Raw genomic sequence first — 22,243 nt, 5'->3', positions numbered from 1 at the left:
TCTATCGTCTCCAATGTCGGTCATGCATGCCGAAACCGGAAAGGCGCGGAAACAGCCGGAGGCCGTCAGGGGCGGTGTGGACCGGAGGGCACTGATCGCGGGCGGGGGTGCGGTGCTGGCCGCCGGGGTCGGCGCGGGGGTCGTCGCACTGGGGCGGGGGAACTCCAGCTCCCAACCACCGCCCCCGGAAGCCCCCGTGGTGCCGTTCCACGGCGAGCGGCAGGCCGGGGTGACGGCCCCGCAGCAGCCGGCCACCCTGCTGCTGGCCCTCGATCTGGCGCCCGCCGCGACCTCGGACGGCCGGGCCGCCCTGCGGTCCCTGCTGGGGGAGTTGACCCGGGTGCTCGCCGAGGCGGCGGACGGCGGCTCGGCCGACCCGCGCCTCCAGGGCGGGGAGCCGGCCCGGCTCAGCACCCTGGTCGGGGTCGGACCGGCGCTGGCCACCCGGCTCGGCCTGAACGTGCCGCCCGCGCTGGCGGACCTCCCGGCCTTCCCGGGGGACCGGCTCGACCCGGCGCGCGGCGGCGGCGACCTGCTGGTGCAGCTGTGCGCCGCCGACCGCTGGCCGCTCACCGTGGTCGCCGAACTCCTCGGCGCGGTCGCGCGATCGGCCGGTGCGAGCGTGCGCTGGACTCAGCCCGGCTTCCTGCCGCGCACGCCCCCGGGCACCACCCCGCGCAACCTGTTCGGCTACAAGGACGGCACCGCCAACCCGAACCCGACGGAGGCCGACCAGTGGGTCTGGGGCCCGCCGGGCCCCCACCGGAACGGCACCGTCCTGGTCTACCGCCGCATCCGGATGGACACCGCCGGCTTCGCCGCCCTGCCCGAGGACCGCCGCAACCTGGCCATGGGCCGCCGCCTCACCGACGGCACCCCGCTCACCGGCACGGCCGAGCACGACGACCCGGACATCTACGCCAAGAACCCGGACGGCTCGTACGTCATCCCCAACAGCGCCCACGTGCGCCTCACCAGCCCCCGGCTGGACTCCGGCGCCCGGATGCTGCGGCGCGGCTACAGCTACGACGACGCCCCCGACGACCGGGGCCTGCTGTTCTGCGCCTTCGTCCGGGATCCGGAGCAGTTCACCCGGGTGCAGAACCGGCTGGCCGCCAAGGACGCGCTCAACCCCTTCCTGGTGCACACGGCTTCGGCGGTGGCGTACGTCCTGCCGGGGGCACGGGAGGGCGGGGTACTGGGCGAGGGATTGTGGGGGTAGTGGCGCGATGAGCCACCGGGAGCGCGTGGCGGACTGGGAGCGGGCGCTGCTGGACGGCTGACGTCACCAGCCGACCGGGATCGCCGCCGGGCTGCGGGTGGTGCCGCCCAGTTGCCAACTCAGCCGGTCCACCGGGGTGGTGAGGCGGAGGCCGGGCAGGGCGGTGGCCAGTCGGCGGAGCGATTCGCGCAGTTCGAGGCGGACCCGCCAGGCACCGATGCAGTAGTGCGGGCCGACGCTGAAGGCCAGGGTGGGGGCGTCGAGCGGGGCGGCGAGGTCGGCCGAGATCCCGGCGGGGTAGACGGCGGGGTCGCGGTTGGCGCTGCCGAGGCTGGCGGCGACGACGGCGCCGGCCGGGATGGTCACCCCGCCGACCTCGACCGGGGCGGTGGCGCGGCGCACGGTGGCCTCGTCGTCGCCCAACGGGATGAAGTGCAGCAGGCGTTCGGCGGTGTGCTCGGTGATGCCCGGGTCGGCCAGCCGGGGCCAGTGCTCGGGGCGCTCGCCGAGGAGGTAGACCAGGGCGTTGCCGAGGGCGCCGGTGACGCTCTCGTTGCCGCTGGCGGTGAGCCCGAGGACGAGGAAGGCGAGGGCGTCGGCGGGGATGCCGCCGTCCTGGTCGGCGGCCCGGACCAGCCGGCTCACCAGGTCCGGCCCCGGTGCGCGGCGCCGGCGTTCGATCAACTCCTCGGTGAAGGCGCCGAATTCGGCGAGTGCCTGGCTCTGCTCCGGGTTCGCGTCGCCGCCCTGGGCGAGCAGGGCGAGAGTCCAGCGCCGCAGTAGCCGCTCGTCCAGGCGGTCGGGGCCGTCGCCGTCGAGCCCCATCAGCCGGGTGGTGACCGCGAAGGGCACCGGCCGGGTGAAGGCGGTGACCAGGTCGGCGGGCGGTCCGGCGGCGAGCAGCGCGTCCACCGCCTGCTGGACGGCGGACGCGACCCAGGGCTGCCAGCCGGCGATGGCGCGCGGGGTGAACGCCTTCTGGACGGTGGCGCGCAGCCGGCGGTGGGCGGGGCCGTCCTGGTTGAACAGCGAGGCCGGGTTGGCGGCGACGTCGGCGGTGGCGCCCGCGGTGCCGACCTCGTGCAGGTCGCTCCGGGTGAGGCGGGGGTCGCCGAGGACCTGCCGGACGTCGTGGTAGCGGGTGACGAGCCAGGCGGGGGTGCCGTCCGGGAGGGTGGTCGGGTGCGGCGGCTGGGCGGGGGTGACGGGGAGGCGGTGGAGCGGGGGGAGCGGGGGGAGTGCGGCGGGCGGGGTGTCGGTGCCGGTGTCGGCTGCGGCGGAGTCCATGGAATCCTTCGGGGTCGGCGGCGCTGCTGGGCACGGGCATCCAACTGTCATATTTTCTGAGGGAATTGGATCCTTCGGGAGGTTTTCCCGTTTCGGCCCGATGGTACGCCCCCGAACCCTCCGTACGGTGTCTCAACGCCCCCACTCGGGTGCCGGGTCGACCGGCAGCAGCGGGCGCAGCGCGCCCAGCACGGCGCCGATGCAGGCGTCGCGCAGCTCGGTGCGGGTGCAGCCGGGCTCGGTCAGCCAGTCCACGACCAGTACCCGGACGAACACCAGCCAGCTGCGCAGGACTTGGGAGACGGCGAGCCGCGCGCTCTCGTCCGCGAGCGGCAGTACGGTGAGCAACCGGCCGCGCAGGGCGTTCAGTTCCTCGGTGATGATGGTCTGGATCACCGGGTCCCCGGCCAGTACGCGGTTGGCGGCGAGCACGGTGTGCCGGTTGGCGACGAAGTAGTCCAGATGGGCGTCCATGCCCTCGATCAGCTGCTCCACCAGGGTGTCCGCCGGGTCGAGCCTGGTGCGGGCCAGCAGGTCCTCGGAGGCCTGCCGGTGGACCGCCGCGAACAGCTCGTGCTTGCTGCCGAAGTGCCGGTAGAGCAGGGCGCGGGAGATCCCGGCCTGCTCGGCGACCTCCTCCATCAGCACCTCCTCGTACGGCCGGGCGGCGAAGGCCCGGGCGCCGACGGCGAGCAGCTGGGCGCGGCGCTCGTCGGGGGAGAGGCGTCGGCGGCGTTCGTGGACTGGCATGCCGGACAGGGTACTTGACACGTGTCTACCAGTCGGGGCTAGCTTGGTGGGAGCGTTGGTAGACACGTGTCAACCAGCGTGTGACGGCCCGTCGAGCGCTCGAGGGATGGTGGTCGGCTCATGGCGAAGACACTGCGGGTGCTCGTGTGGACGATGGGGGTCGTCTGCGTGGCGATCGGGTTCGAACACCTGCTGGGCGGAGCCCTCGGCTTCCCCGGGATCGCCGATCCGGGCCCGACGGTCGACAGCTTCGGCCGCTTCATGGGCGCGATCTTCGCCGGGTACGGCGCCGCCTGGATCTGGGCCGCCCGCCAGGCGCCGGTGCCCGCGCGGGTGGTGCGGTGGCTGACGGCGTTGCTCCTGCTGGGCGGCCTCGGCCGGGTGCTGGGCCTGATGGTGGACGGGCGGCCGCACTGGTTCCAGCTGGTGCTGATGGGGCTCGAACTCGGGCTGCCGGCGGTGTTCTGGTGGCTCGCCGACGCGGACGAGCGGGCGGCGGTGCGGGGGTGAGCGGGCCGGTTGCGCCCGCTCGGGGTTGAGTCCCGCTCCGGGTGAGCCCGTTCGGGGCCCCGAACGGGGGTGGGCTCCGGGCGGGCTCGGCCCGGGTCACCCGGCGAACGCCCGCAGGTGCTCGGTGACGGTGGCCCGGTCGGCGGTGGCGCCGGTGAGCGAGACGTGGCCGTCCGGGCGGACCAGCACCACGGCGTCGCCGCGCAGGCCGTAGGCCCGGGCGGCGTGGCCGTCGGGGTCGCGGACGGTGGCCACCCGGAGGTCGGGGAGGCCGGTCGGGCTCGGGAGTTCGGTCAGGCCCGGGTGGTCGCCGAAGGCCAGCAGGGTGAAGTGCGGGCCGCGGAACAGGTCGAACAGCCGGGTGGGGGTGCCGTCCGCGGTGGTGCACGGCGCGTCCGGGGCCCGGTCGCCGGCCCGGATGCCGGTGGCCGCGTCCAGGTCGCGGCCGAGCGGTCCGCCGCGGTAGGTGATGGAGAGTCCGGTGAGGTCGGCGCCCTGGACGGCCATGGTGCGGAACTGGGCGGTCAGCACGCCGGCGCCGCCGCCGTCCGCTCCGCCGAAGGCCGCCTTGTGGTGGGCAGCGGTGGCCGCGAGGCTCGCCCGGGCGACCGGCATCCGCTCCTCCTGGTAGCTGTCGAGCAGGGTGTCGGGCGCGCCGCGCAGTACGGCGGCCAGCTTCCAGGCGAGGTTGTGGGCGTCCTGGATGCCGGTGTTCATCCCCTGGCCGCCCGCCGCGGACTGGCAGTGGGCGGCGTCCCCGGCGAGCAGCACCCGGCCGTCGCGGTAGCGCTCGACCAGCCGGACGGTGGGGCGCCAGACGGTGGACCAGATCGGCTCGTGCATCCGGACCCCGGGCAGGCCGGCCCGTTCGGCGAAGAGCCGGCGGAAGGTGTCCAGGGTGGGGGCGGGCAGTTCACCGTGCTCGTCCGGTTCGACGGCGGCGTGCACGGCCCACTTGCCGTCCTGGCGCATCGGGACGAGGGTCATGGCGCCGGCGCCGAACTTCGGGTGGTTCCAGATGTGCAGGTGCTCCGGGTCCAAGCCGTCCAGGTCCATCGACGCCATGATGAACCGTTCCTCCTCCCAGGTCTCGCCGAGGAAGGGGATGCCGGCCAGCTTGCGGACGCTGCTGCGGCCGCCGTCGCAGCCGATCAGGTACCGGGCGCGCAGCGTCGTCGTCCGGCCGTCCTGGCGGAGGGTGGCGAGCACGCCGTCGGCGTCCGCGGCGTGATCGACCAGCTCGGTGCCGGTCTCCACCTCGAGGCCGTACTCGGCGAGCCGGTCGCGCAGCACGGCCTCGGTCTGGTGCTGGGCGATAAGCAGCATCCCGGCGTACGGGCGGTCCGGGGTGGGCGGGTTGGTCGCCGCGGGGTCGACCTCCTCGACCAGTCGGGTGCCCTGGTAGGCGCGGATCCCGAGGTTGAGCGCCCCGCGGTCGAGGATCGGCTCGACCACGCCGAGGTCGTCGAACACCTCCAGCGTGCGCGGGTTGACGCCCTTGCCGCGGACGCCGGCGGTGCGGAACTCCCCGTCCCGCTCGATGATCCGGCAGTCGACCCCGGCGCGGGCCAGCCCGATGGCGAGCGTGAGGCCCACCGGGCCGGCGCCGACCACCAGGACGTCGGTGGCGGGTGCGGTGGTGGCGGTGAAGTCGTCGGTGAGTGCGGCGCGCATGGTGGACGCCCCCTGTCCAGTCGGTCGTAAGATACGGCGCGTTTCCTGCCCTGGACTGTAGACTCCCCCTACTAAGAAACGCAACGTATCTACGAGAGTCGGGGACGGAAACCGGTGACGAGCGGCAGAACGGGCGCCCCGCGGCGGCGGCGCGGGGGCGAACTGGAACAGGCGATCCTGGACGCCGTCTGGGCCGAACTCACCGAACACGGCTACGCCCGGCTCACCATGGACGGCGTCGCCGCCCGTGCCCGCACCAGCAAGCCGGTGCTCTACCGCCGCTGGCCGAACCGGGTCGAACTGGTGATGGCCGCCCTCGGCCGCAACGCCCCCGACTACCAGGAGCCGCCGGACACCGGCGACCTGCGCACCGACCTGTCGCAGTTCCTCGGCAGCCTGCTGCACCGCTTCGACGATCTGCCGGTCGACGGCGTCCACGGATTCCTGGTCGACCTGATGCGCGACCCCGAACTGCGCTGCGTCTTCCGCGCCGGGCTCGCCCACGGCGGGCCGGTGGAAACCCTGGGGGTGATGATGCGCCGGGCCGCCGACCGGGGCGAGGTCGACCCGGCCCGGCTCACCCCGCGGGTCGTGGCGCTGCCGCTCGACCTGCTGCGCGACGCCTTCATGATCGCGGGAGAGGTGCCCTCGGACCAGGTGGTGGCCGAGGTGCTGGACGAGATCGTCCTGCCGCTACTGACAGCGCCGATGGCGGGTGCGGGCGGAGTGGATACCCCTACCCCGTAACGCGCCGCACCCCCGGCGGGCGGAATGCCGTCGGGGGTGGCGGGATGCGGGGGGTGTGGGGTGCTGCGGGGGTGCGCCCGAGGCGCTGGCCCTATGAGCGGACCAGGCGGGCGATGGCCTGATTGGCCTCGCGGATCTTGGCGTTGGCGTCCTGGCCGCCCTCGGCGATGGCGTCGCGGACGCAGCATTCGATGTGCTCGTCCAGGAGTTGCAGGGCGAAGGACTGGAGGGCGCGGCTGGCGGCGGAGACCTGGGTGAGGACGTCGATGCAGTAGGTGTCCTGCTCGACCATGCGCTGCAGGCCGCGGATCTGGCCCTCGATGCGGCGGAGCCGCTTGAGGAAGTCGTCCTTGTGGGGGCTGTAGCTGGCCATGGCCGTCTCCGGTTCCTGTGCGGTGAGGAGGTTCCTCACTCTACCGGGGCGCGGGGGGAGGGGAGTCGGCCCGGACGGGCGCCGGCGGACGGGAGTTGACGTACCGGAGTCGCCGTCCGGGGCCGCCGTCCGGAGTCGCCGTCCGGGCCGACGGGCGGTCAGGCGCCGAGGCGGCCGATCAGGTCGTAACCGGCCTCGTCGACGGCGGCGGCCACGTCGGTGTCGGTCAGCGGCGCGGTGCTGTCGACGGTGACCTGCCCGGTGGCGAGGTCGACCGCGACCTCGGTGACGCCGGCGACCTTCTTCAGCTCGGCGGTCACCGAGCTGACGCAGTGGCCGCAGGTCATGCCCTTCACCTGGAACACGGTGCGCTCGGCGGCGGCCGTGGCGGGAGCCTCGGCGGCGCCGGTGCCGCACGAGCCGCAGCAGGAGCCCTCGGTGGCGGCCGGCTCGACGGTGACGGTGGTCTCGCTCATGGGTGTGCTCCTGTCGTCAGTACGGGTGTCGGTAGTGCGGGTGTCGGTAGTGCGGGTGTCGCCAGTGCGAGCGACGCCTTCCGGAGTGGCCCGGGCGGCCGCTTCGATGATGAACGTACCATACCCCCCTAGGGTAATCTGAGCGGTGTCGAGCCCCGCGTCGGCCGGCGTGCGTGTGGCTGGAGCGACCGGTGGGCGACCGGTGGGGGAGTGCGACAGGCGCGCGTGAAGGGTGGGAGTCATCGGCGCTGCGACGGCGGCTGACGGCGCGTCACGGTTTTTGAATACCCCGTATGGGTATAGGGTCGCGGACCGGGACCGAGAGAAGGTGGGTTGCCATGCACGCGATCCTGCACGCGCTGTCCATCGCCGGGTCGATGACCTGGGAGATCACCTGGGCGCTGATCCTCGGCTTCCTGCTCTCCGCCGTCGTGCAGGCCGTGGTCCACAAGTCCACGGTGGTGCGGCTGCTCGGCGACGACCGGCCGCGCACCCTCGCCGTCGCCTCGGCGCTGGGCGCGGCCTCCTCGTCCTGCTCCTACGCGGCCGTCGCGCTGGCCCGCTCACTGTTCCGCAAGGGCGCGAACTTCACGGCGGCGATGGCCTTCGAGATCGCCTCCACCAACCTGGTGGTCGAACTCGGCGTGATCCTGGCGCTGTTGCTGGGCTGGCAGTTCACGGCGGCGGAGTTCGTGGGCGGTCCGGTGATGATCCTGCTGCTCGCGCTGCTGTTCCGGCTGTTCCTGCGGGACCGGCTGCTGGCCGAGGCCCGCGAACAGGCGTCGTACGGGAGGGCGGGCTCGATGGAGGGCCACGCGGCGATGGACATGTCGGTGGCCGGGTCCGGGTCCTTCGCCCGCCGCCTGCTCTCCCCGCGCGGCCTCACCTCGGTCTCGCACGTCTTCGTGATGGAGTGGGCCGCCATTCTCAAGGACCTGGTGATCGGCCTGCTCATCGCGGGTGCGATCGCCGCCTGGGTGCCCGATGCGTTCTGGCAGGCCTTCTTCTTCGCCGACCACCCGCTGGCGGGGAAGCTGTGGGGCCCGCTGGTCGGGCCGCTGGTGGCGGTCGCGTCCTTCGTCTGCTCGATCGGCAACGTGCCGCTGGCGGTGGTGCTCTGGAAGGGCGGCATCAGCTTCGGCGGGGTGGTCGCGTTCATCTTCGCGGACCTGCTGATCCTGCCGATCCTCAACATCTACCGGAAGTACTACGGCCGCCGGATGGCCCTTTTCCTCCTGGGCACCTTCTACACGGCGATGGTGGCCGCCGGCTACGTCGTCGAGTTCCTTTTCGGCGGCCTCGGCCTGATCCCGGACCAACGCGACGCCGAGATCCCGATGTCGGGCGTCGAGTGGAACTACACCACCTGGCTCAACATCGCCTTCCTCCTTCTGGCGGCGGCCCTGCTGCTGCGCTTCTTCCGTACGGGCGGCGCCGCGATGCTCCGCATGATGGGCGGCGGCCCCGACGGCCCGGCCCACGGGGATCACGGCCACCACTGACGACTCCCAGGCCGGCCCGAGGACCCCAGGGCAGCAGTCCTCTGCTGCCCCGGGGCCCTCGGGGTCCGGAGCTCTCAGCCCAGCGGCAGGTCCAGCCGGGCCTCGCTCCCGCTCACCGAGCTGACAGTGGTCGTGGTGAGGGCGGTGAGGTCCGAGCCCGCGTAGGAGTACAGCGGGTCACGGCTGTTGACCACCAGGGTGAGGCGGTGCCCGACCGGCAGGTCGTAGGACGCGGCCTGGAGGTCCCAGCTGATGGTGCTGTTCACCTTCGGGGTCAGGTCGGTGGCCGTGTACGGCTCGTGGGTGATGATCCGCGCGGAGCCGTCCGGGGCGACGTCGTACAGGTAGGCGATCAGGGTGGCGGCGTCGGTGCTGCTACGCACGGTGAGCTGCACGGTGGCGGCCCCCCGGATCCGGCGGGCCACCTCACCGGAGCCGGTCAGCGGGTCGGTCTCCCAGACCAGCAGCTGATCGCGCTCGAACTTCGCCGTCTCGTACGCCCGGGGGTTGCCGAACCACTCCTGCTGCCCGGTCTTGAGTAGCTCACCCGCGACGGAGGAGGTCAGCGCGCCCGCGGCGAAGTCCCGCGACCAGCCGACGGTCGGCTTGTCGGTCAGCGCGCCGTCACCGGTGTCGCCGGAGCCGGTCAGGTACCAGCGCTCGGTGCCGGTGGTGACCTCGTCCCAGGACGCGTACGTCTCGCGGCGGGCCGGCACGGTGATCAGCTTGGTGCCGCCCGGGATGGCGACCGTCTGGTAGGTGAACATGCTCTGGCTGCTCACCACCGGCCAGTTCGGCACCTCGTTGTCCGCGCCGAGCAGGTGGTGGTCCAGCCAGGCGTAAGCCTCCCGCACCGGCTCCGCCAGCCCGGGGAACGGCAGGCCGGCCACCAGCCCGGCCAGGCCGGGGCCCTCGGGGGCGCCGTGGTCGCCGATCCACAGGTTCAGCCGCTTCGGCACGGTGAGCTGCGCGAAGAGGTCGACCACCGGGTTGATCGGGAACAGCGTCTCGTGCCAGGTGTTCGAGATGAACGTGGGGATGCCCCGCTCGTTCGTCCGGTCGACGTAGGTCTGCGGGGAGCGCTCGGTGCCCCAGGCGACCACCTCCTCGAGGTTCCGGCCGTTCAGGAAGTCCTTGAGGAGCTCCTGGGTCCCCTTGTCGAACTTCTCCTCCAGCGGGCCACCGGTGAAGTCGATCAGCGCCTGTACGGCCTCCAGGTGCCGGGTGCCGTGGTGGTAGAGGCTGGTGGCGAGGTTCCCCCAGGTGCTCAGCGCGACCACGGCGTCGACCCGGCCGGCCGGGTCGTGGGCGGCGACCAGCTGGCTGATCCCGGAGCCGTAGGACTCGCCGAGGAAGCCGATCCGGCTGGGGGCGAAGTGCTGCTGCGCGTAGTCGATCACGGTCGAGCCGTCGGACCAGTCGTTGCGCCCGGCCACGTCGATGAAGCCCTCGGACGTGGACAGCCAGCCCTTGATGCCGATGCCGCGCGGGGAGTAGGCCAGCACGTGGTAGCCGCGCTGCGCCAGCTTGAGGTACGCGTACAGGAAGGGCAGCCAGCCGAACGGGTTCCAGCCGGCGGGCACGATCACCACCGGATGCGGGGCGCCGTCGTTCAGCTTGATCGTGAACGCCGACAGCCGGACGCCCTCGGCCGCGTCGATGCGGGGGGATTCGACGGTGGCGATCCGCCGGACCGCGGCCACCAGCTCCGAGAGCTCCGGCGGAAGCTCGACGCCCTCCTCACCCTGGACGGCGGCGAGCAGCGCCTGGGACACATCGACGACGGCCTGGCTGACGCTGTGGCCTGGGCCCCAGACGCCGTTGGTGGCGATGTCGGTGAGCGTCGCTTCGGTGACCGACGGTGTCGGGTCACTGGTCATGCTGAACCACCTTCTCTGCTGACGGATACCGATCGGCATCATGATCGAGAACAATGGTTGGTAAACTGACAAGGCATCAACCTTCACTGGAATCAGTGAAGTTGTCGCGATTCACGCTCGCGCGCGCCCCGTCTGCGCTACTCGCTCCTACGGGGCCCGTGGTGCCACTGCCGATATCCGAGTGGTTTGACATGCAGCCGTAGGGGTGCATGATGAAAGAGATGCAGCCGCCCGGGTGCATCACTGGGGGTGATTATTGATGGACGCGGTGTTCAAAGCCCTGGCAGACCCCAGTCGTCGGCGGCTCCTGGACCGGCTCCGGGACCGCAACGGGCAGACCCTTCGGGAGCTGTGCGCGGGGCTGGACATGGCCCGGCAGTCGGTGAGCAAACACCTGGCGGTACTGGAGGCCGCCGAGTTGGTGACCACGGTGTGGCAGGGGCGGGAGAAGCTGCACTACCTGAACGCCGCCCCGATCAACGCCATCGCGGAGCGGTGGATCAGCCGGTTCGACCGCGGGCGGGTGAACGCGCTCGCGGACCTGAAGAGCGCATTGGAGCAGAGCCCCATGGACAGCAAGACGTTCGTCTACACCACCTACATCCGCACCACGCCCGAGCGCCTCTGGCAGGCCCTGACCGATCCGGCCTTCACGGACCGCTACTGGGGCGTTCGCTTCGGCACCGACTGGGCAGCGGGCTCGCCGCTCGTCTGGTCGCAGGGCGGCGCCAGGATCACCGACCCCGAGCAGGTCGTCCTCGTCTCCGAGCCCCACCGCCGACTGTCGTACACCTGGCACACCTTCACCCCGGAGTGGGCCGAGGCGGTCGGCATCAGCGAGGACGTGCGCGCCGGGATCGCGGCCGAGCGCCGCTCGACCGTCGCCTTCGACCTCGAGCCGCAGGGAGACCTGGTCAAGCTGACCGTCACCCACGACTTCGACCCCGCCGGCGGGCTGCACGCCATGTGCAGCCAGGGCTGGCCGCCCATCCTCTCCAGCCTCAAGACCCTCCTGGAGACCGGAGCCCCCCTGCCTGACCCCGCACGCCCGGGCCACCAAGCCTGACCCGGCAAGCCGGAGGATGCCCCAGGAGCCGGGGGATCTGGCCTTGATGCGCGTCGACCAGATGGAGAGCGACGCGACAGTCGTGGACTTCACCGCCCGCCTGCTCGTGGGGCTGGTGCGGACCGAGAACACCGACGCTCTCCGTCAGGCGCTGCCGGAAGCCCTGCCGTGGGTCACGTTCCTGCCCGACGAGGACATCGACACCCTGCTTGCCGAGCTGATCGACACGGCACGCGGTGCGGTGGCCCTGGACAACCTTGTGCCGATCGCACTCCTGCTGACCCAGTGGCAGCACAGCGCCGAGATCTGCGCGGATCCGGCGCTGTACGCCATCCTCGGCCGCGGGCCCGAGGGAGACCTCGGGCCCGTGCCCAGGCCTGAGGTGGATGAGTGAGCCCCAAGCGTGGAGATCGAGCCGCGCCAACCCCTGCGGGGGCGACAGTCCCAACCGCCGGCATCAGCTCAAGGGCCACCTCGGCACCGTTCAAGGGGCAGGCCTTGGAGCAGTGGCAGTTCGAGGTGATGGCCGGCGGACGCATCTGGTGCTTGATCGACGGTGCCAACGCGGACAGCGCGACGCCGGGCGATCCCGATTCTGGGATCGCCCGGCGTTTCTTCGTGTGCTCAGTGCTGGTGGTCGGCGGCCGGTTCCTCGGTGGTGGTGGTCGCGATGCCGTCGGTCGACACGGTGAAGGCCGCGGTGTGGACGGTGCCCTGGTGCTGGAAGTCCAGGAAGAGCCGGTAGCCGCCGCCGCTGGGGGCGGTGGTGGTGAAGCCGATCTCGGGGCCCGGGGTGGTGGTGTCCGGGTGGACGTGGAGGTAGGCGAGGTCGCCGGCGCGGAGGGCGACCAGGTGGCCGTAGGCGCCCAGGTAGGGCTGGAGGTCGGTGACGGGGGTGCCGTCCTTGCCGACGGTCAGGGTGAGGTGGCTGCCGCGGCCGGGGGTGAGGTCGCCGCCGAGGGTGACGGTGTAGCCGTCGACGGTGACGGTGCGGCCGGTGTCGGGCAGCGGGGCGGGGCGCAGGTCGCCGGCGGCGTGGAGGTCGGCGCCGAGGGTGAGGCCTTCGCTCGCCCCGGCCGGGGTGAAGTCGGCGAAGACCCGGTACTCGCCGGCGGCGGGGACGGCGGTGGGGGCGCTCCAGGTGCCGTCGGCGGCGAGGGTGGGATGGAGGTGCTGGAAGGTGGAGAGGTCGCGCGGGGCGACGATCAGGTGGAGTTCCTTCTCGTGCTGCTGCTGGTAGGCGGTGACGGGCTTGCCGTCGGCGCCGAGGATGCGGAACCGCAGGTCGGTGGGGGAGCCGGCGGTGACGAACGGGGTGTCGACGCTGAGGGTGTAGCCGCGTTCGGAGATCTGGAGCCCGCCGGGCAGGTGTTCAGGGGCCGCTCCGCTGTCGGAGCCGTGCGCGGCGTGCGCGGCGTGCGCGGAGCCGTGCTCGGCGGCGGGCTCGGGCGCGGGGCCGCTGCCGGTGGCGTGGCCGACGCCGAGGGCGAGGCCGAAGGCGGCGGCGAGGCCGGCGGTGAAGGCGGTGATGCGCAGGGCGGTGTTCATGGCGGGGTTCTCCTCGATCAAGGGGGCGGTGCGGGAGTGCGGAGGGTGCGGGCGGTGCGGGGAGTGGTCCGATGCCCAAAAGTGAATACCCCATGGGGGTATGGAGTCAAGGGGATCCCCTTGCCGAAAAATACCTCGTGGGGGTATCGCCCAGGGCTTGCCCTTGCTACCCCCCAGGGGTATAAATGAACCCGGCACCGCCAGATACCCCTCCAGGGTATGACGGCCCGGCCGGGTATGGACCTCGAAGTACCGACTGTCACGAGGAGCAACGATGACCACCCAGGCACCCGCCTCCACGGAGGTGGAACTCTCGATCGGCGGAATGACGTGCGCCTCCTGCGCGGCCCGCATCGAGAAGAAGCTCAACCGGATGGACGGCGTAGCGGCCACCGTCAACTACGCCACCGAGAAGGCGAAGGTCACCTTCGAGGGCGAGGTGGAGGTCGCCGACCTGATCGCCACCGTCGAGGCCACCGGCTACACCGCCGCCCTGCCCAAGCCGCCGGTCTCCGAGCGGGGAGGTGCCGAGCAGGGGGGTGCCGGGCAGGCCGAGGCCGCCGACGGGCTGGCGCCGCTGCGCCAGCGGTTGTTCACCGCCATCGCCCTCGCCGTCCCGGTGATCGCGATGGCGATGGTGCCGGCCCTCCAGTTCGACAACTGGCAGTGGCTGTCGCTGACCCTCACGGCCCCCGTGGTCACGTACGCCGCCTGGCCGTTCCACAAGGCCGCGTTCACCAACGCCCGGCACGGCGCCGCGACGATGGACACCCTGGTCTCGCTCGGTACGGGCGCCGCGTTCCTGTGGTCGCTGTGGGCACTGTTCTTCGGCGACGCCGGGATGCCGGGCATGCGGCACGGCTTCGAGTTCACCATCGCCCGCGGTGACGGCTCGTCCAACATCTACCTGGAGGCGGCGGCCGGGGTCACCGCCTTCATCCTGGCCGGGCGCTACTTCGAGGCCCGCTCCAAGCGCACCGCCGGAGCCGCCCTCAAGGCGCTGCTGGAACTGGGTGCCAAGGACGTGACGGTGCTGCGCGGTGCCACCGAGGTGCGGATACCGATCGCCGAACTGGCGGTGGGCGACCGTTTCGTGGTCCGCCCCGGCGAGAAGATCGCCACCGACGGCACGGTGGTAGAGGGCGCCTCGGCGGTGGACGCCTCGATGCTGACCGGCGAGTCGGTGCCGGTGGAGGTCGGCGTCGGCGACGGCGTCACCGGTGCGACCGTCAACGCGGGTGGCCGGCTGGTGGTCGAGGCCACCCGGGTCGGCGCGGACACCCAGCTCGCCCGGATGGCCAAGCTGGTCGAGGACGCCCAGAACGGCAAGGCCGCCGCCCAGCGGCTCGCCGACCGGATCTCCGCGGTCTTCGTCCCGATCGTGATCACCCTCGCGGTGGCCACCCTGGGCTACTGGTTGGGCACCGGCGAGGGCTGGACGGCCGCCTTCACCGCCGCCGTGGCCGTGCTGATCATCGCCTGCCCGTGCGCCCTGGGCCTGGCCACCCCGACCGCCCTGCTGGTCGGCACCGGCCGCGGCGCCCAGCTCGGCATCCTGATCAAGGGCCCGGAGGTGCTGGAGTCCACCCGCAAGGTCGACACCATCGTGCTGGACAAGACCGGCACCGTCACCACCGGCCAGATGACCCTGCTCGCCGTCCACACCACCGACACGACCACCGAGGCCGAGGTGCTGCGCCTGGCCGGCGCCCTGGAGCACGCCTCCGAGCACCCGATCGCCCGGGCGATCGCCAACGCCGCCGCCAAGGCGGGCGAACTGCCCGCCGTCGAGGGCTTCGAGAACGTGCCCGGCCTGGGCGTCCAGGGCGTGGTGGACGGCCACGCGGTGGTGGCCGGCCGGGAGGCGCTGCTCAACGAGTGGTCGCAGTACCTGCCGGAGGTACTGGCGGAGGCCAAGCGCAAGGCCGAGTCGGCGGGCCGTACCGCGATCGCGGTCGGCTGGGACGGCGAGGCGCGGGCGGTGCTGGAGGTGGCGGACGCGGTCAAGCCGACCAGCGCCGAGGCCATCGCCGAGCTCCGCGCCCTGGGCCTGACCCCGGTGCTGCTGACCGGTGACAACACGCTGGTCGCCGAGGCGGTGGCGGCCGAGGTCGGCATCGCACCGGAGCACGTGATCGCCGAGGTCATGCCGCAGGACAAGGTCGACACCGTCAAGCGGCTGCAGGCCGAGGGCAGGGTCGTGGCGATGGTCGGCGACGGCGTCAACGACGCGGCCGCGCTCGCGCAGGCCGACCTGGGGCTGGCCATGGGCACCGGGACGGACGCCGCGATCGAGGCCGGCGACCTCACTCTGGTCCGCGGCGACCTGCTGGCCGCGGCGGACGCCATCCGGCTCTCCCGCAAGACCCTCGGCACCATCAAGAGCAATCTGTTCTGGGCGTTCGGCTACAACGTCGCCGCCCTGCCGCTGGCGGCGGCCGGGCTGCTCAACCCGATGATCGCGGGGGCGGCGATGGCCTTCTCCTCGGTCTTCGTGGTCGGCAACAGCCTCCGGCTGCGCCGCTTCCGCTGAGCACCACCCGCCGCGAGCGCCGGGGCCCCGGAACCGACATCGGTTCCGGGGCTCCCGCATGTCCGTATGTCCGGGAGCTTCGGCATGTCCGGGGCCCCGGTATGTCCGGAGCCCTCCCCGCAGCACCGGCGGTCGTTACCCACCGTGATGGCGGGCGCAGAGTGGTTCGAACGCTGATTCGTCCGTCCCTGTCGGCCATGACCAATGCTTGGCGTTGGTTTTGCGGGTACTTGGGGGTTCGCTCACCGAAGCCCTAACCTGCCGCGACCGGATCGAGATATGACGCTCCGACACTTGTTAGGCAAGCCTTTCCTGCCTTAGGTTCTCGTGCCGTCGGGCCGTCGTCCCTCGCTTTCCGAGGGTTACGGCGGCCGCTCCCTGCCCTTCCGGAGGACCCTCGCCATGCCCGGTACCGTGCGCCCCCTCGCCGGCCTGTCCCTCGTCGCCGCCTGCGCCCTCGCGCTCACCGCCTGCGGCAGCTCCGGCGGCGGCACCGCCTCGCCCGAGGCCACCGGCGCCGCCCTGGCCGGCCAGACCATCACCGTCTACAGCGGCCAGCACGAGCAGACCGTCAAGGCGCTGACCGAGGACTTCACCAAGCGCACCGGCGTCAAGGTCGAACTGCGCTCCGGCGACGAGGCCGAGCTCGCCAACCAGATCCTCCAGGAGGGCGACGCCTCCCCGGCCGACGTCTTCTACGCCGAGAACCCGCCCGCGCTCACCGTCCTCGGTGACAAGGGCCTGCTCGCCAAGGTCGCCCCCGACACCCTCAAGTCCGTTCCCGCCGCCGACAGTTCCGGCAACGGCGACTGGGTCGGCGTCTCCGCCCGCAGCTCCGCCTTCCTGGCCGGCACCGGCAAGGCCGCCGACACCGCGCCGCCCGCCTCCGTGCTCGACCTGGCCAAGCCCGAGTGGAAGGGCCGCCTGGGCATCGCCCCCAGCGAGACCGACTTCGCCCCGGTCGTCACCCAGGTCCTCAAGGCCAAGGGCGAGGACGCCGCCAAGCAGTGGCTCAAGGGCCTCAAGGGCAACGCCAAGGTCTACGACAGCAACGAGACCCTCTCCGCCGCGATCAACAGCGGCGAGGTCGAGGGCGGCGTCATCGACCACTACTACTTCTACCGGATGCGCGACGAGAAGGGCGCCGCCGGAACCCACGCGATCCTGCACTACTTCCCCAAGGGCGACCCGGGCTCGCTGATCGACGTCTCCGGCGCCGCCGTCCTCAAGCACGGCAAGCACCAGGCCGCTGCCCAGGCCTTCCTCGGCTACCTCGCCTCCGCCCCCGCCCAGACCGTCATCGCCGACTCGGCCAGCTACGAGTACCCGCTCGTCCCGGGCGTGCAGGGGAAGCCCGAACTGCCCGCCCTGGACGGCCTCGGCACCGTCGCCGACCCGGCCGCGCTCGGCGACGGCAAGCAGGCGCTGGGCCTGCTCCAGGACGCCGGACTGCTCCAGTGACCTTCCCCCAGCGTTTCGAGGGCCCGTCACCGCGTCGGCGGTGGCGGGCCACCGGCCTGCTCGCCCCGCTCGCCGTCGCCGTCGTCGCGGTGGTCGCCTCCCCGCTCGGCTTCGTCACCGCCCAAGCCGCCCAGGCCGGTTGGGACCAGACCCGGCGCCTGCTCGGGCGCCCGCTGATCGCCACCCTGCTCTGGCACACCCTCTCGCTGGCCGCCGCCGTCACCCTCGCCACCGCCGTCCTCGGCTTCGGCGCCGCCTACCTGGTCGAGCGCACCACCCTGCCCGGCCGCCGGGCCTGGACCGTCGCACTCGCCCTGCCGCTCGCCGTACCGGAGTTCGTCCGCGGCTACTCCTGGGTCTCGCTGTTCCGCTCCGTCCACGGCTACTGGGGCGCCGTGCTGGTGATGACCTGCTCGCTCTATCCGCTGGTGTTCCTCCCGGTCGCGGCCGCCCTGCGGCACGGCGACGCCGCCGCCGAGGAGGTCTCCCGCTCGCTGGGCCGCGGCCGCCTCGCCACCCTGTGGCGGGTCACCCTCCCGCTCACCCGGCCCGCCCTGGCCGGCGGCGTGCTGCTGGTCTCGCTCTACCTGCTCGGCGAGTACGGCGCCTTCGCGATGCTGCGCTACACCACCTTCGCCACCGCCGTGTTCACCCAGTACAAGCTGGGCTTCGACGCCGCCTCGGCCTCGCTGCTCACCCTGGTGCTGGTCGCCCTCGCCCTGCTGCTGGTCGCGCTGGAGGCCTGGGCCGGCCGCCGGGCCAAGGTCACCCGGCACGGCGCGCTCGCCCGCCCCGCCCAGCCGGTACGGCTCCGCGGCTGGACCGTCCCCGCGCTCGGCGCCCTCGCCGCGCTGGTCGGCGTCTCCCTCGGGGTGCCGCTGTACGCGCTGGCGTACTGGCTGGTCAAGGGCAGCTCCACCACCCTGCCCTCCGCCTCCGTGCTCGGCGCCACCCTGGCCACCCTCGGGTACGCGCTGGGCGCGGCCCTGGTCGCCACCGCCGCCGCCGTCCCGGTCGCCCTGTACGGCTGGCGGCGCGGCACCCGGCCGGCCCGCGCCGTCGAGCGGATCGCCTACCTCACCCGGGCGCTGCCCGGCATCGCGGTCGCCCTCGCGGTGGTCTTCTTCGCCGTCCGCTGGGCCCGACCCCTGTACCAGCAGCCGCCGATGCTGATCCTCGGCTACGTCCTGCTGTTCTTCCCACTGGCGCTGACGGCCGTACGCGCCGCCCTCGCCCAGGTACCGCCCGGCGTCGAGGAGGCGGCCCGCTCGCTCGGCACCCGGCCGCTCGCCGTCCTCGGCCGGGTCACCCTGCCGCTGGTGCTGCCCGGCCTCGGCGCCGCCGTCGCCATGGTCGGCCTCACCGCCTCCACCGAACTGACCGCCACCCTGCTGCTGCGCCCCACCGGCACCCAGACGCTGGCCACCCAGTTCTGGACCTACACCAGCGGCCTCGCCTACGGGGCGGCGGCGCCGTACGCCGCGCTGATGGTGGCGCTGTCCGTGCCGTCCGTCCTCCTGCTGACCCGCCGTAGCCTCGGGAGTGCCTCATGACCGGTCTGTCCGTCGTCGACCTGCACGCCGCGCACGGGCGCAGCCCGGTCCTGCACGGCATCGACCTGACCGTGCCGGACGGCGCCCTCGCCTGCGTCCTCGGCCCCTCCGGCTGCGGCAAGTCCACCCTGCTGCGGGTGCTGGCCGGCTTCCACCCGGCCGCCGCCGGGCGGGTCGTGCTGCACGACCGCGTCCTGGACGACGGATGCAGCCGGCTCGCCGCCGAACACCGGGGCATCGGCCTCGTCCCGCAGGACGGCGCGCTGTTCCCGCACCTGAGCGTCGCCGGCAACATCGGCTTCGGTCTGCCGCGTTCGCAGCGCCGCGCCCGGGTCGAGGAGCTGCTCGACCTGGTCGGCCTGCCGGGCCTGGGGGAGCGCCGCCCGCACCAGCTCTCCGGCGGCCAGCAGCAACGCGTCGCCCTCGCTCGGGCACTGGCCCCCCGGCCCCGGCTCCTGCTGCTGGACGAACCCTTCGCCGCCCTGGACGCCGCCCTGCGGGCCGAACTGCGCCGCGAAGTCGCCGCCACCCTGCGGCAGTCGGGCACCACCGCGGTGCTGGTCACCCACGACCAGGACGAGGCTCTCTCCTTCGCCGACACCATCGCCGTGCTGCGAGACGGCCGGATCGCCCAGTCCGGCAGCCCCGACGAGCTGTACCACCGCCCGGCCGACGCCGCCGTCGCCGGTGTCCTGGGTGAGGCGAACCTGATTCCCGCCGACATCGAGGGAGTCGAGGCCCGGACGCCGTTCGGCGCCCTGCCGCTGACGGGCCCGGACCCGACCGTCCGGAACGGCCTCGCTCTGCTCCGCCCCGGCCAACTCCGGCTCACCGCCTCGCCGGTGGCGGGCGCCGTCCCGGCGAAGGTCATCGGCAGCGACTTCCGGGGCCACGACCACCGGGTCGAACTCCGCCCCGAGGCGGCCGAGTTGCCGGACACCCTGATCGCCTCCGCCGACCGTCCCTGGCCGGTCGGCGGCGAGACGTACGTCAGCGCGGTCGGGCCGGTGCACCTGCTGCCGGGGGGTTGAGCCCACCGGCGGGCAAGCTCGCGCGCCGTCTTACACAAATGTGTGAGACGTACGTGCGTCTTGTACGGTTCGCTGAGACGTACGTGCCGACGGCCCGGTGCGCGTGCTGCCGGAAGGCCCCTGGCCTGCGGAGGGATGTCAGGGAGGACGTAGAGTCCGACCCATGGACGAGAACACCGCCCTCTGGTACCGGACCGCCGACCTCCTCCCGGAGGACGCCGCCCAGGGCGTCAAGGACTGCTGGGAGATCGGCGAGCAGGAGTGCGGGCTGGGTCTGCTGGTCGAGGGCCTGCTCGCCCGCCAGATCCCGATCAGCGGTACGGACCGGGCGCAGATCTCCGTACTCGCCGAGGAGTGGGGCGAGCGCGAGAAGCTCGCCCCCGGCCTGCTGCGCTGTCCGGGCGACGACGCGCCCGCCCCGGTGCGGCTGCTGGACGGCGAGCGCGACGAGGCCGAGGTGGTGACGGGCTGGAGCGAGCCGGAGCTGGCCGAGCTGGTGCTGGTGCCGTGGATCGGCTGCACCCGCTGCGGCCGGACCCTGCTGCGCGCCCACCGCTGGGAGCCCTGGGACGACTTCTCGTACCTCGCCGAGCACTATGTGATCAGCACCCCGGAGGGCGACCGGGCGCAGCGCATCCTCCCGCAGGACGCCGCCGCCGCGGCCTTCGCCGAACTCCTCCACGGCTGCCCGGGGCGCACGCGTCAGCTCTCCTCCGGCAGCTCCACCGCCTGCCAGCGGTAGGCCGCGTCCTCCTGCCACACCTGTAGCTCGCCCTCCACCACCGCCGCCAGGCACAGCCGCCAGTCGTCCCCCATGGCGAGGGCGACCCGGGTGGCCGGGCGCAGGGTGGGGCGCCACCAGCGGGGGCGCCGGGAGGCCCCGCCGGGTGGCAGTCGGAGCCGGACGCCGCCCGCGCCGGCCAGGGCGACGGTGGGCCCGCCGCGGTGGCCGATCATGGCGATGCCGAGCGAGGGCTCCCCGTCGTCGATCTGGGTACCGGTCCCGGGGTTGGCAGGGCCGAGGGTGTGCAGCTGGGCGGAGCCGTCCGCGCGCAGCGTGGCGGCCCGCGGTCCGGCGGAGGCGCGGGCCAGGGCCCCGGCGCGCAGGGTGCCGGGCGGGCCGAGCGGGACGGGCGGTTCGCCGGAGCCGGGCCGCCAGCTGAGCACCCGTTCGCGGTGCTCGACCAGCAGCAGCCAGGCGCCGGGCCGTTCCTCGGTGGCGGCGAGCACCCGGTCGGCGGGGCAGCCGGGGTGCTCCTGGCCGGTGAGGGTGAGGCCGGGGGCCCAGCGGTAGGAGCGCAGGGCGCCCGCGGCGGCCGTCCACACGATCAGCTCGCCGGCCGCGCCGACCGCCCCGGCCAGGCCGCTGACCCCGCGGGCCGCCTCCCACCAGCCGGCCGCGGTGCCGACCCACAGGGTGCCGGAGCGGTCCTCGGCGCAGACCACCAGCTCGCCCTGGCGCCCGGCCCAGCCCGCGGCCAACTCCCGTACGGGGCCGGGGCCCTGGCCGGTGGGCAACCGGTGGCCGGTGCGGCCGGGGCCGGTCAGCGCGGTGCCGTCGGCGCCGCCGGTGACCACCAGCGGCCGGCCGGCCCGGTCGGGCAGCACGGCCAGGCCCGCGGTGCGCGCCACCGGGCGGTGGGAGCGCAGGAGCTCGCGGCCGCGGGCGGCCCAGGGGCCGAGCGGGGCGGGGCGGCGCTCGGGGTCGCGGGCGAGCGGTTCGCAGGCCCAGCGGGCGAGTTCCTCGCCGTAGCCGGCCGCGAGCAGTTCGGCGCGGGCCTGTTCGGCGGCGAGCCGGTGGTCGAGCCGGCCGTGGTCGGGCAGCAGCAGGATGCGGGCGAGGGTGCCGACCGCGAAGAGGTCCTTGGCGGTGGTCGGGAAGCCGCCGACCTGCTCGGCCTCCGGCGGTACGTGCCCGGGGGTGAACACCGCGACGGTCAGGGTGTGGTCGAGCGGGGCGAGGAAGGTCAGGTCGATCAGTTTGACCAGGCCCTGGGCGTCCACCAGCACGTTGGCGGGGGAGATGTCGCGGTGCACCCAGCGCTTGCGGTGCAGCTCGTCGACGATCCGGCAGAGCCGGGCCAGCACCTCGGCGAGCGCGGCCGGGCCGCCGCGCTGCCCGCGGGCCCAGGTGTGCAGCGGCACGCCGTCGACCCAGGGCGAGATCTGGTAGCCGAGCAGCCCGCCGGAGGGCACCGCGCCGGGCCGGTGCGGGGAGGGGCCGAGCAGGAAGCTGGGCACCACCAGGTCGGTGACGCCGAGTCGGTGGGCGTTGTGCGAGACGTCGTCCCAGCGGCCGAGCCAGCGCCGCACCTCGGACGGGTCCCGCTCCAGCATGATCTTGGCGGCGACGAGTTCCTTGATCCCGTTGTGTCCGGTGCGCACCGCCCGCCACACCTCGGCCTCGCCGCCCCGGTGATGGAACTCCAGCAGTTCGTACTGTTCGGGGTCGAACTCGGGCCCGAAGCGGAGCCCGGGCACCCAACGTGACTCGGACACACGACCCCCGACGCTTCTGACCGCTGCTGATGCGCAGCCAGGATAGTCCGGGTTCCTGTTCGGCCGCCCCGGGGAGGGCCTATTCTGTTGGGCGCCCGAGCAACATCACGAAACGACGTCAACTCATGATC

19 protein-coding genes are annotated in these 22,243 nt (G+C 73.3%); 11 read left to right on the top strand and 8 right to left on the bottom strand.

Annotated elements, in window-relative coordinates; translation table 11 throughout:
* Window positions 1-22 precede the first annotated feature (22 nt).
* Window positions 23-1,222 (top strand): Dyp-type peroxidase, encoded by a 1,200-nt coding sequence (locus tag ACZ47G_RS32735; protein WP_465748975.1) that lies wholly within the window; start codon window positions 23-25, stop codon window positions 1,220-1,222.
* 63 nt (window positions 1,223-1,285) lie between these two features.
* Here ACZ47G_RS32735 and ACZ47G_RS32730 read toward each other — a convergent pair whose 3' ends face one another.
* Together ACZ47G_RS32730 and ACZ47G_RS32725 are read right to left on the bottom strand one after the other, a co-directional pair.
* Window positions 1,286-2,509 carry a cytochrome P450 gene (locus ACZ47G_RS32730; protein ID WP_465748973.1) on the bottom strand — a complete coding sequence of 408 codons (1,224 nt, stop codon included), beginning with the start codon at window positions 2,507-2,509 and terminating at the stop codon, window positions 1,286-1,288.
* Window positions 2,510-2,641: 132 nt separating this feature from the next.
* Window positions 2,642-3,259: a TetR/AcrR family transcriptional regulator gene (locus ACZ47G_RS32725; protein ID WP_465748971.1), complete on the bottom strand. Its 618-nt coding sequence runs from the start codon at window positions 3,257-3,259 to the stop codon at window positions 2,642-2,644.
* Window positions 3,260-3,379: 120 nt separating this feature from the next.
* Here ACZ47G_RS32725 and ACZ47G_RS32720 point away from each other — a divergent pair, with 120 nt between their 5' ends.
* On the top strand, window positions 3,380-3,769 hold the full coding sequence (locus ACZ47G_RS32720) for a DUF4345 domain-containing protein (RefSeq protein ID WP_465748969.1): 390 nt from the start codon (window positions 3,380-3,382) through the stop codon (window positions 3,767-3,769).
* A gap of 96 nt (window positions 3,770-3,865) precedes the next feature.
* On the opposite strand, the gene ACZ47G_RS32715 is transcribed toward ACZ47G_RS32720, so the two are convergent.
* The gene (locus ACZ47G_RS32715; protein ID WP_465748967.1) at window positions 3,866-5,443 is read right to left on the bottom strand and encodes an FAD-dependent oxidoreductase; all 1,578 of its coding nucleotides are present in this window, start codon (window positions 5,441-5,443) and stop codon (window positions 3,866-3,868) included.
* Between the two features lie 114 nt (window positions 5,444-5,557).
* Between ACZ47G_RS32715 and ACZ47G_RS32710 the strand changes: the two genes are divergently transcribed.
* Window positions 5,558-6,190, top strand: coding sequence for a TetR/AcrR family transcriptional regulator (locus ACZ47G_RS32710; protein WP_465748965.1), 633 nt, complete (start codon window positions 5,558-5,560; stop codon window positions 6,188-6,190).
* A gap of 91 nt (window positions 6,191-6,281) precedes the next feature.
* Here the strand turns inward: ACZ47G_RS32710 and ACZ47G_RS32705 are convergent, their stop codons facing one another.
* Both ACZ47G_RS32705 and ACZ47G_RS32700 read right to left on the bottom strand, forming a co-directional pair.
* Window positions 6,282-6,602, bottom strand: coding sequence for a metal-sensitive transcriptional regulator (locus ACZ47G_RS32705; RefSeq protein ID WP_465748963.1), 321 nt, complete (start codon window positions 6,600-6,602; stop codon window positions 6,282-6,284).
* A 119-nt stretch (window positions 6,603-6,721) separates the two neighbouring features.
* Window positions 6,722-7,039 (bottom strand): heavy-metal-associated domain-containing protein, encoded by a 318-nt coding sequence (locus tag ACZ47G_RS32700; RefSeq protein WP_465748961.1) that lies wholly within the window; start codon window positions 7,037-7,039, stop codon window positions 6,722-6,724.
* 338 nt (window positions 7,040-7,377) lie between these two features.
* Between ACZ47G_RS32700 and ACZ47G_RS32695 the strand changes: the two genes are divergently transcribed.
* Window positions 7,378-8,541 carry a permease gene (locus tag ACZ47G_RS32695; RefSeq protein WP_465748959.1) on the top strand — a complete coding sequence of 388 codons (1,164 nt, stop codon included), beginning with the start codon at window positions 7,378-7,380 and terminating at the stop codon, window positions 8,539-8,541.
* A gap of 74 nt (window positions 8,542-8,615) precedes the next feature.
* Here the strand turns inward: ACZ47G_RS32695 and ACZ47G_RS32690 are convergent, their stop codons facing one another.
* Window positions 8,616-10,421 (bottom strand): alpha/beta fold hydrolase, encoded by a 1,806-nt coding sequence (locus tag ACZ47G_RS32690; protein WP_465748957.1) that lies wholly within the window; start codon window positions 10,419-10,421, stop codon window positions 8,616-8,618.
* 259 nt (window positions 10,422-10,680) lie between these two features.
* Between ACZ47G_RS32690 and ACZ47G_RS32685 the strand changes: the two genes are divergently transcribed.
* Window positions 10,681-11,487, top strand: coding sequence for an ArsR/SmtB family transcription factor (locus ACZ47G_RS32685; RefSeq protein WP_465748955.1), 807 nt, complete (start codon window positions 10,681-10,683; stop codon window positions 11,485-11,487).
* Window positions 11,488-11,533: 46 nt separating this feature from the next.
* Window positions 11,534-11,881 (top strand): hypothetical protein, encoded by a 348-nt coding sequence (locus ACZ47G_RS32680; protein ID WP_465748954.1) that lies wholly within the window; start codon window positions 11,534-11,536, stop codon window positions 11,879-11,881.
* Window positions 11,882-12,111: 230 nt separating this feature from the next.
* Here ACZ47G_RS32680 and ACZ47G_RS32675 read toward each other — a convergent pair whose 3' ends face one another.
* Window positions 12,112-13,035 carry a hypothetical protein gene (locus ACZ47G_RS32675; RefSeq protein WP_465748952.1) on the bottom strand — a complete coding sequence of 308 codons (924 nt, stop codon included), beginning with the start codon at window positions 13,033-13,035 and terminating at the stop codon, window positions 12,112-12,114.
* Between the two features lie 274 nt (window positions 13,036-13,309).
* On the opposite strand from ACZ47G_RS32675, the gene ACZ47G_RS32670 reads away from it, so the two are divergent.
* The 5 genes from ACZ47G_RS32670 to ACZ47G_RS32650 all read left to right on the top strand — a co-directional run bounded on the left by ACZ47G_RS32670 (window position 13,310) and on the right by ACZ47G_RS32650 (window position 20,355).
* Window positions 13,310-15,568 (top strand): heavy metal translocating P-type ATPase, encoded by a 2,259-nt coding sequence (locus tag ACZ47G_RS32670; protein WP_465748950.1) that lies wholly within the window; start codon window positions 13,310-13,312, stop codon window positions 15,566-15,568.
* 402 nt (window positions 15,569-15,970) lie between these two features.
* Entirely contained in the window at window positions 15,971-17,029 is a 1,059-nt protein-coding gene (locus ACZ47G_RS32665) for an iron ABC transporter substrate-binding protein (protein ID WP_465748948.1), read from the top strand.
* A complete protein-coding gene (locus ACZ47G_RS32660) occupies window positions 17,026-18,582 on the top strand; it encodes an ABC transporter permease (RefSeq protein WP_465748946.1) in 1,557 nt (518 codons plus the stop codon). The genes ACZ47G_RS32665 and ACZ47G_RS32660 overlap by 4 nt, the downstream gene beginning before the upstream one ends.
* Window positions 18,579-19,613: an ABC transporter ATP-binding protein gene (locus tag ACZ47G_RS32655; protein ID WP_465748944.1), complete on the top strand. Its 1,035-nt coding sequence runs from the start codon at window positions 18,579-18,581 to the stop codon at window positions 19,611-19,613. The genes ACZ47G_RS32660 and ACZ47G_RS32655 overlap by 4 nt, the downstream gene beginning before the upstream one ends.
* Before the next feature lie 163 nt (window positions 19,614-19,776).
* Window positions 19,777-20,355 (top strand): hypothetical protein, encoded by a 579-nt coding sequence (locus ACZ47G_RS32650; RefSeq protein WP_465748942.1) that lies wholly within the window; start codon window positions 19,777-19,779, stop codon window positions 20,353-20,355.
* On the opposite strand, the gene ACZ47G_RS32645 is transcribed toward ACZ47G_RS32650, so the two are convergent.
* Window positions 20,316-22,112: a serine/threonine protein kinase gene (locus ACZ47G_RS32645; protein WP_465748940.1), complete on the bottom strand. Its 1,797-nt coding sequence runs from the start codon at window positions 22,110-22,112 to the stop codon at window positions 20,316-20,318. The genes ACZ47G_RS32650 and ACZ47G_RS32645 overlap by 40 nt on opposite strands.
* Window positions 22,113-22,243 lie beyond the last annotated feature (131 nt).

This window comes from Kitasatospora sp. NPDC030952, from assembly GCF_055571335.1.
Note: the sequence above shows the minus strand (reverse complement) of the source record. Positions and strands in the feature narration are given on the sequence as shown.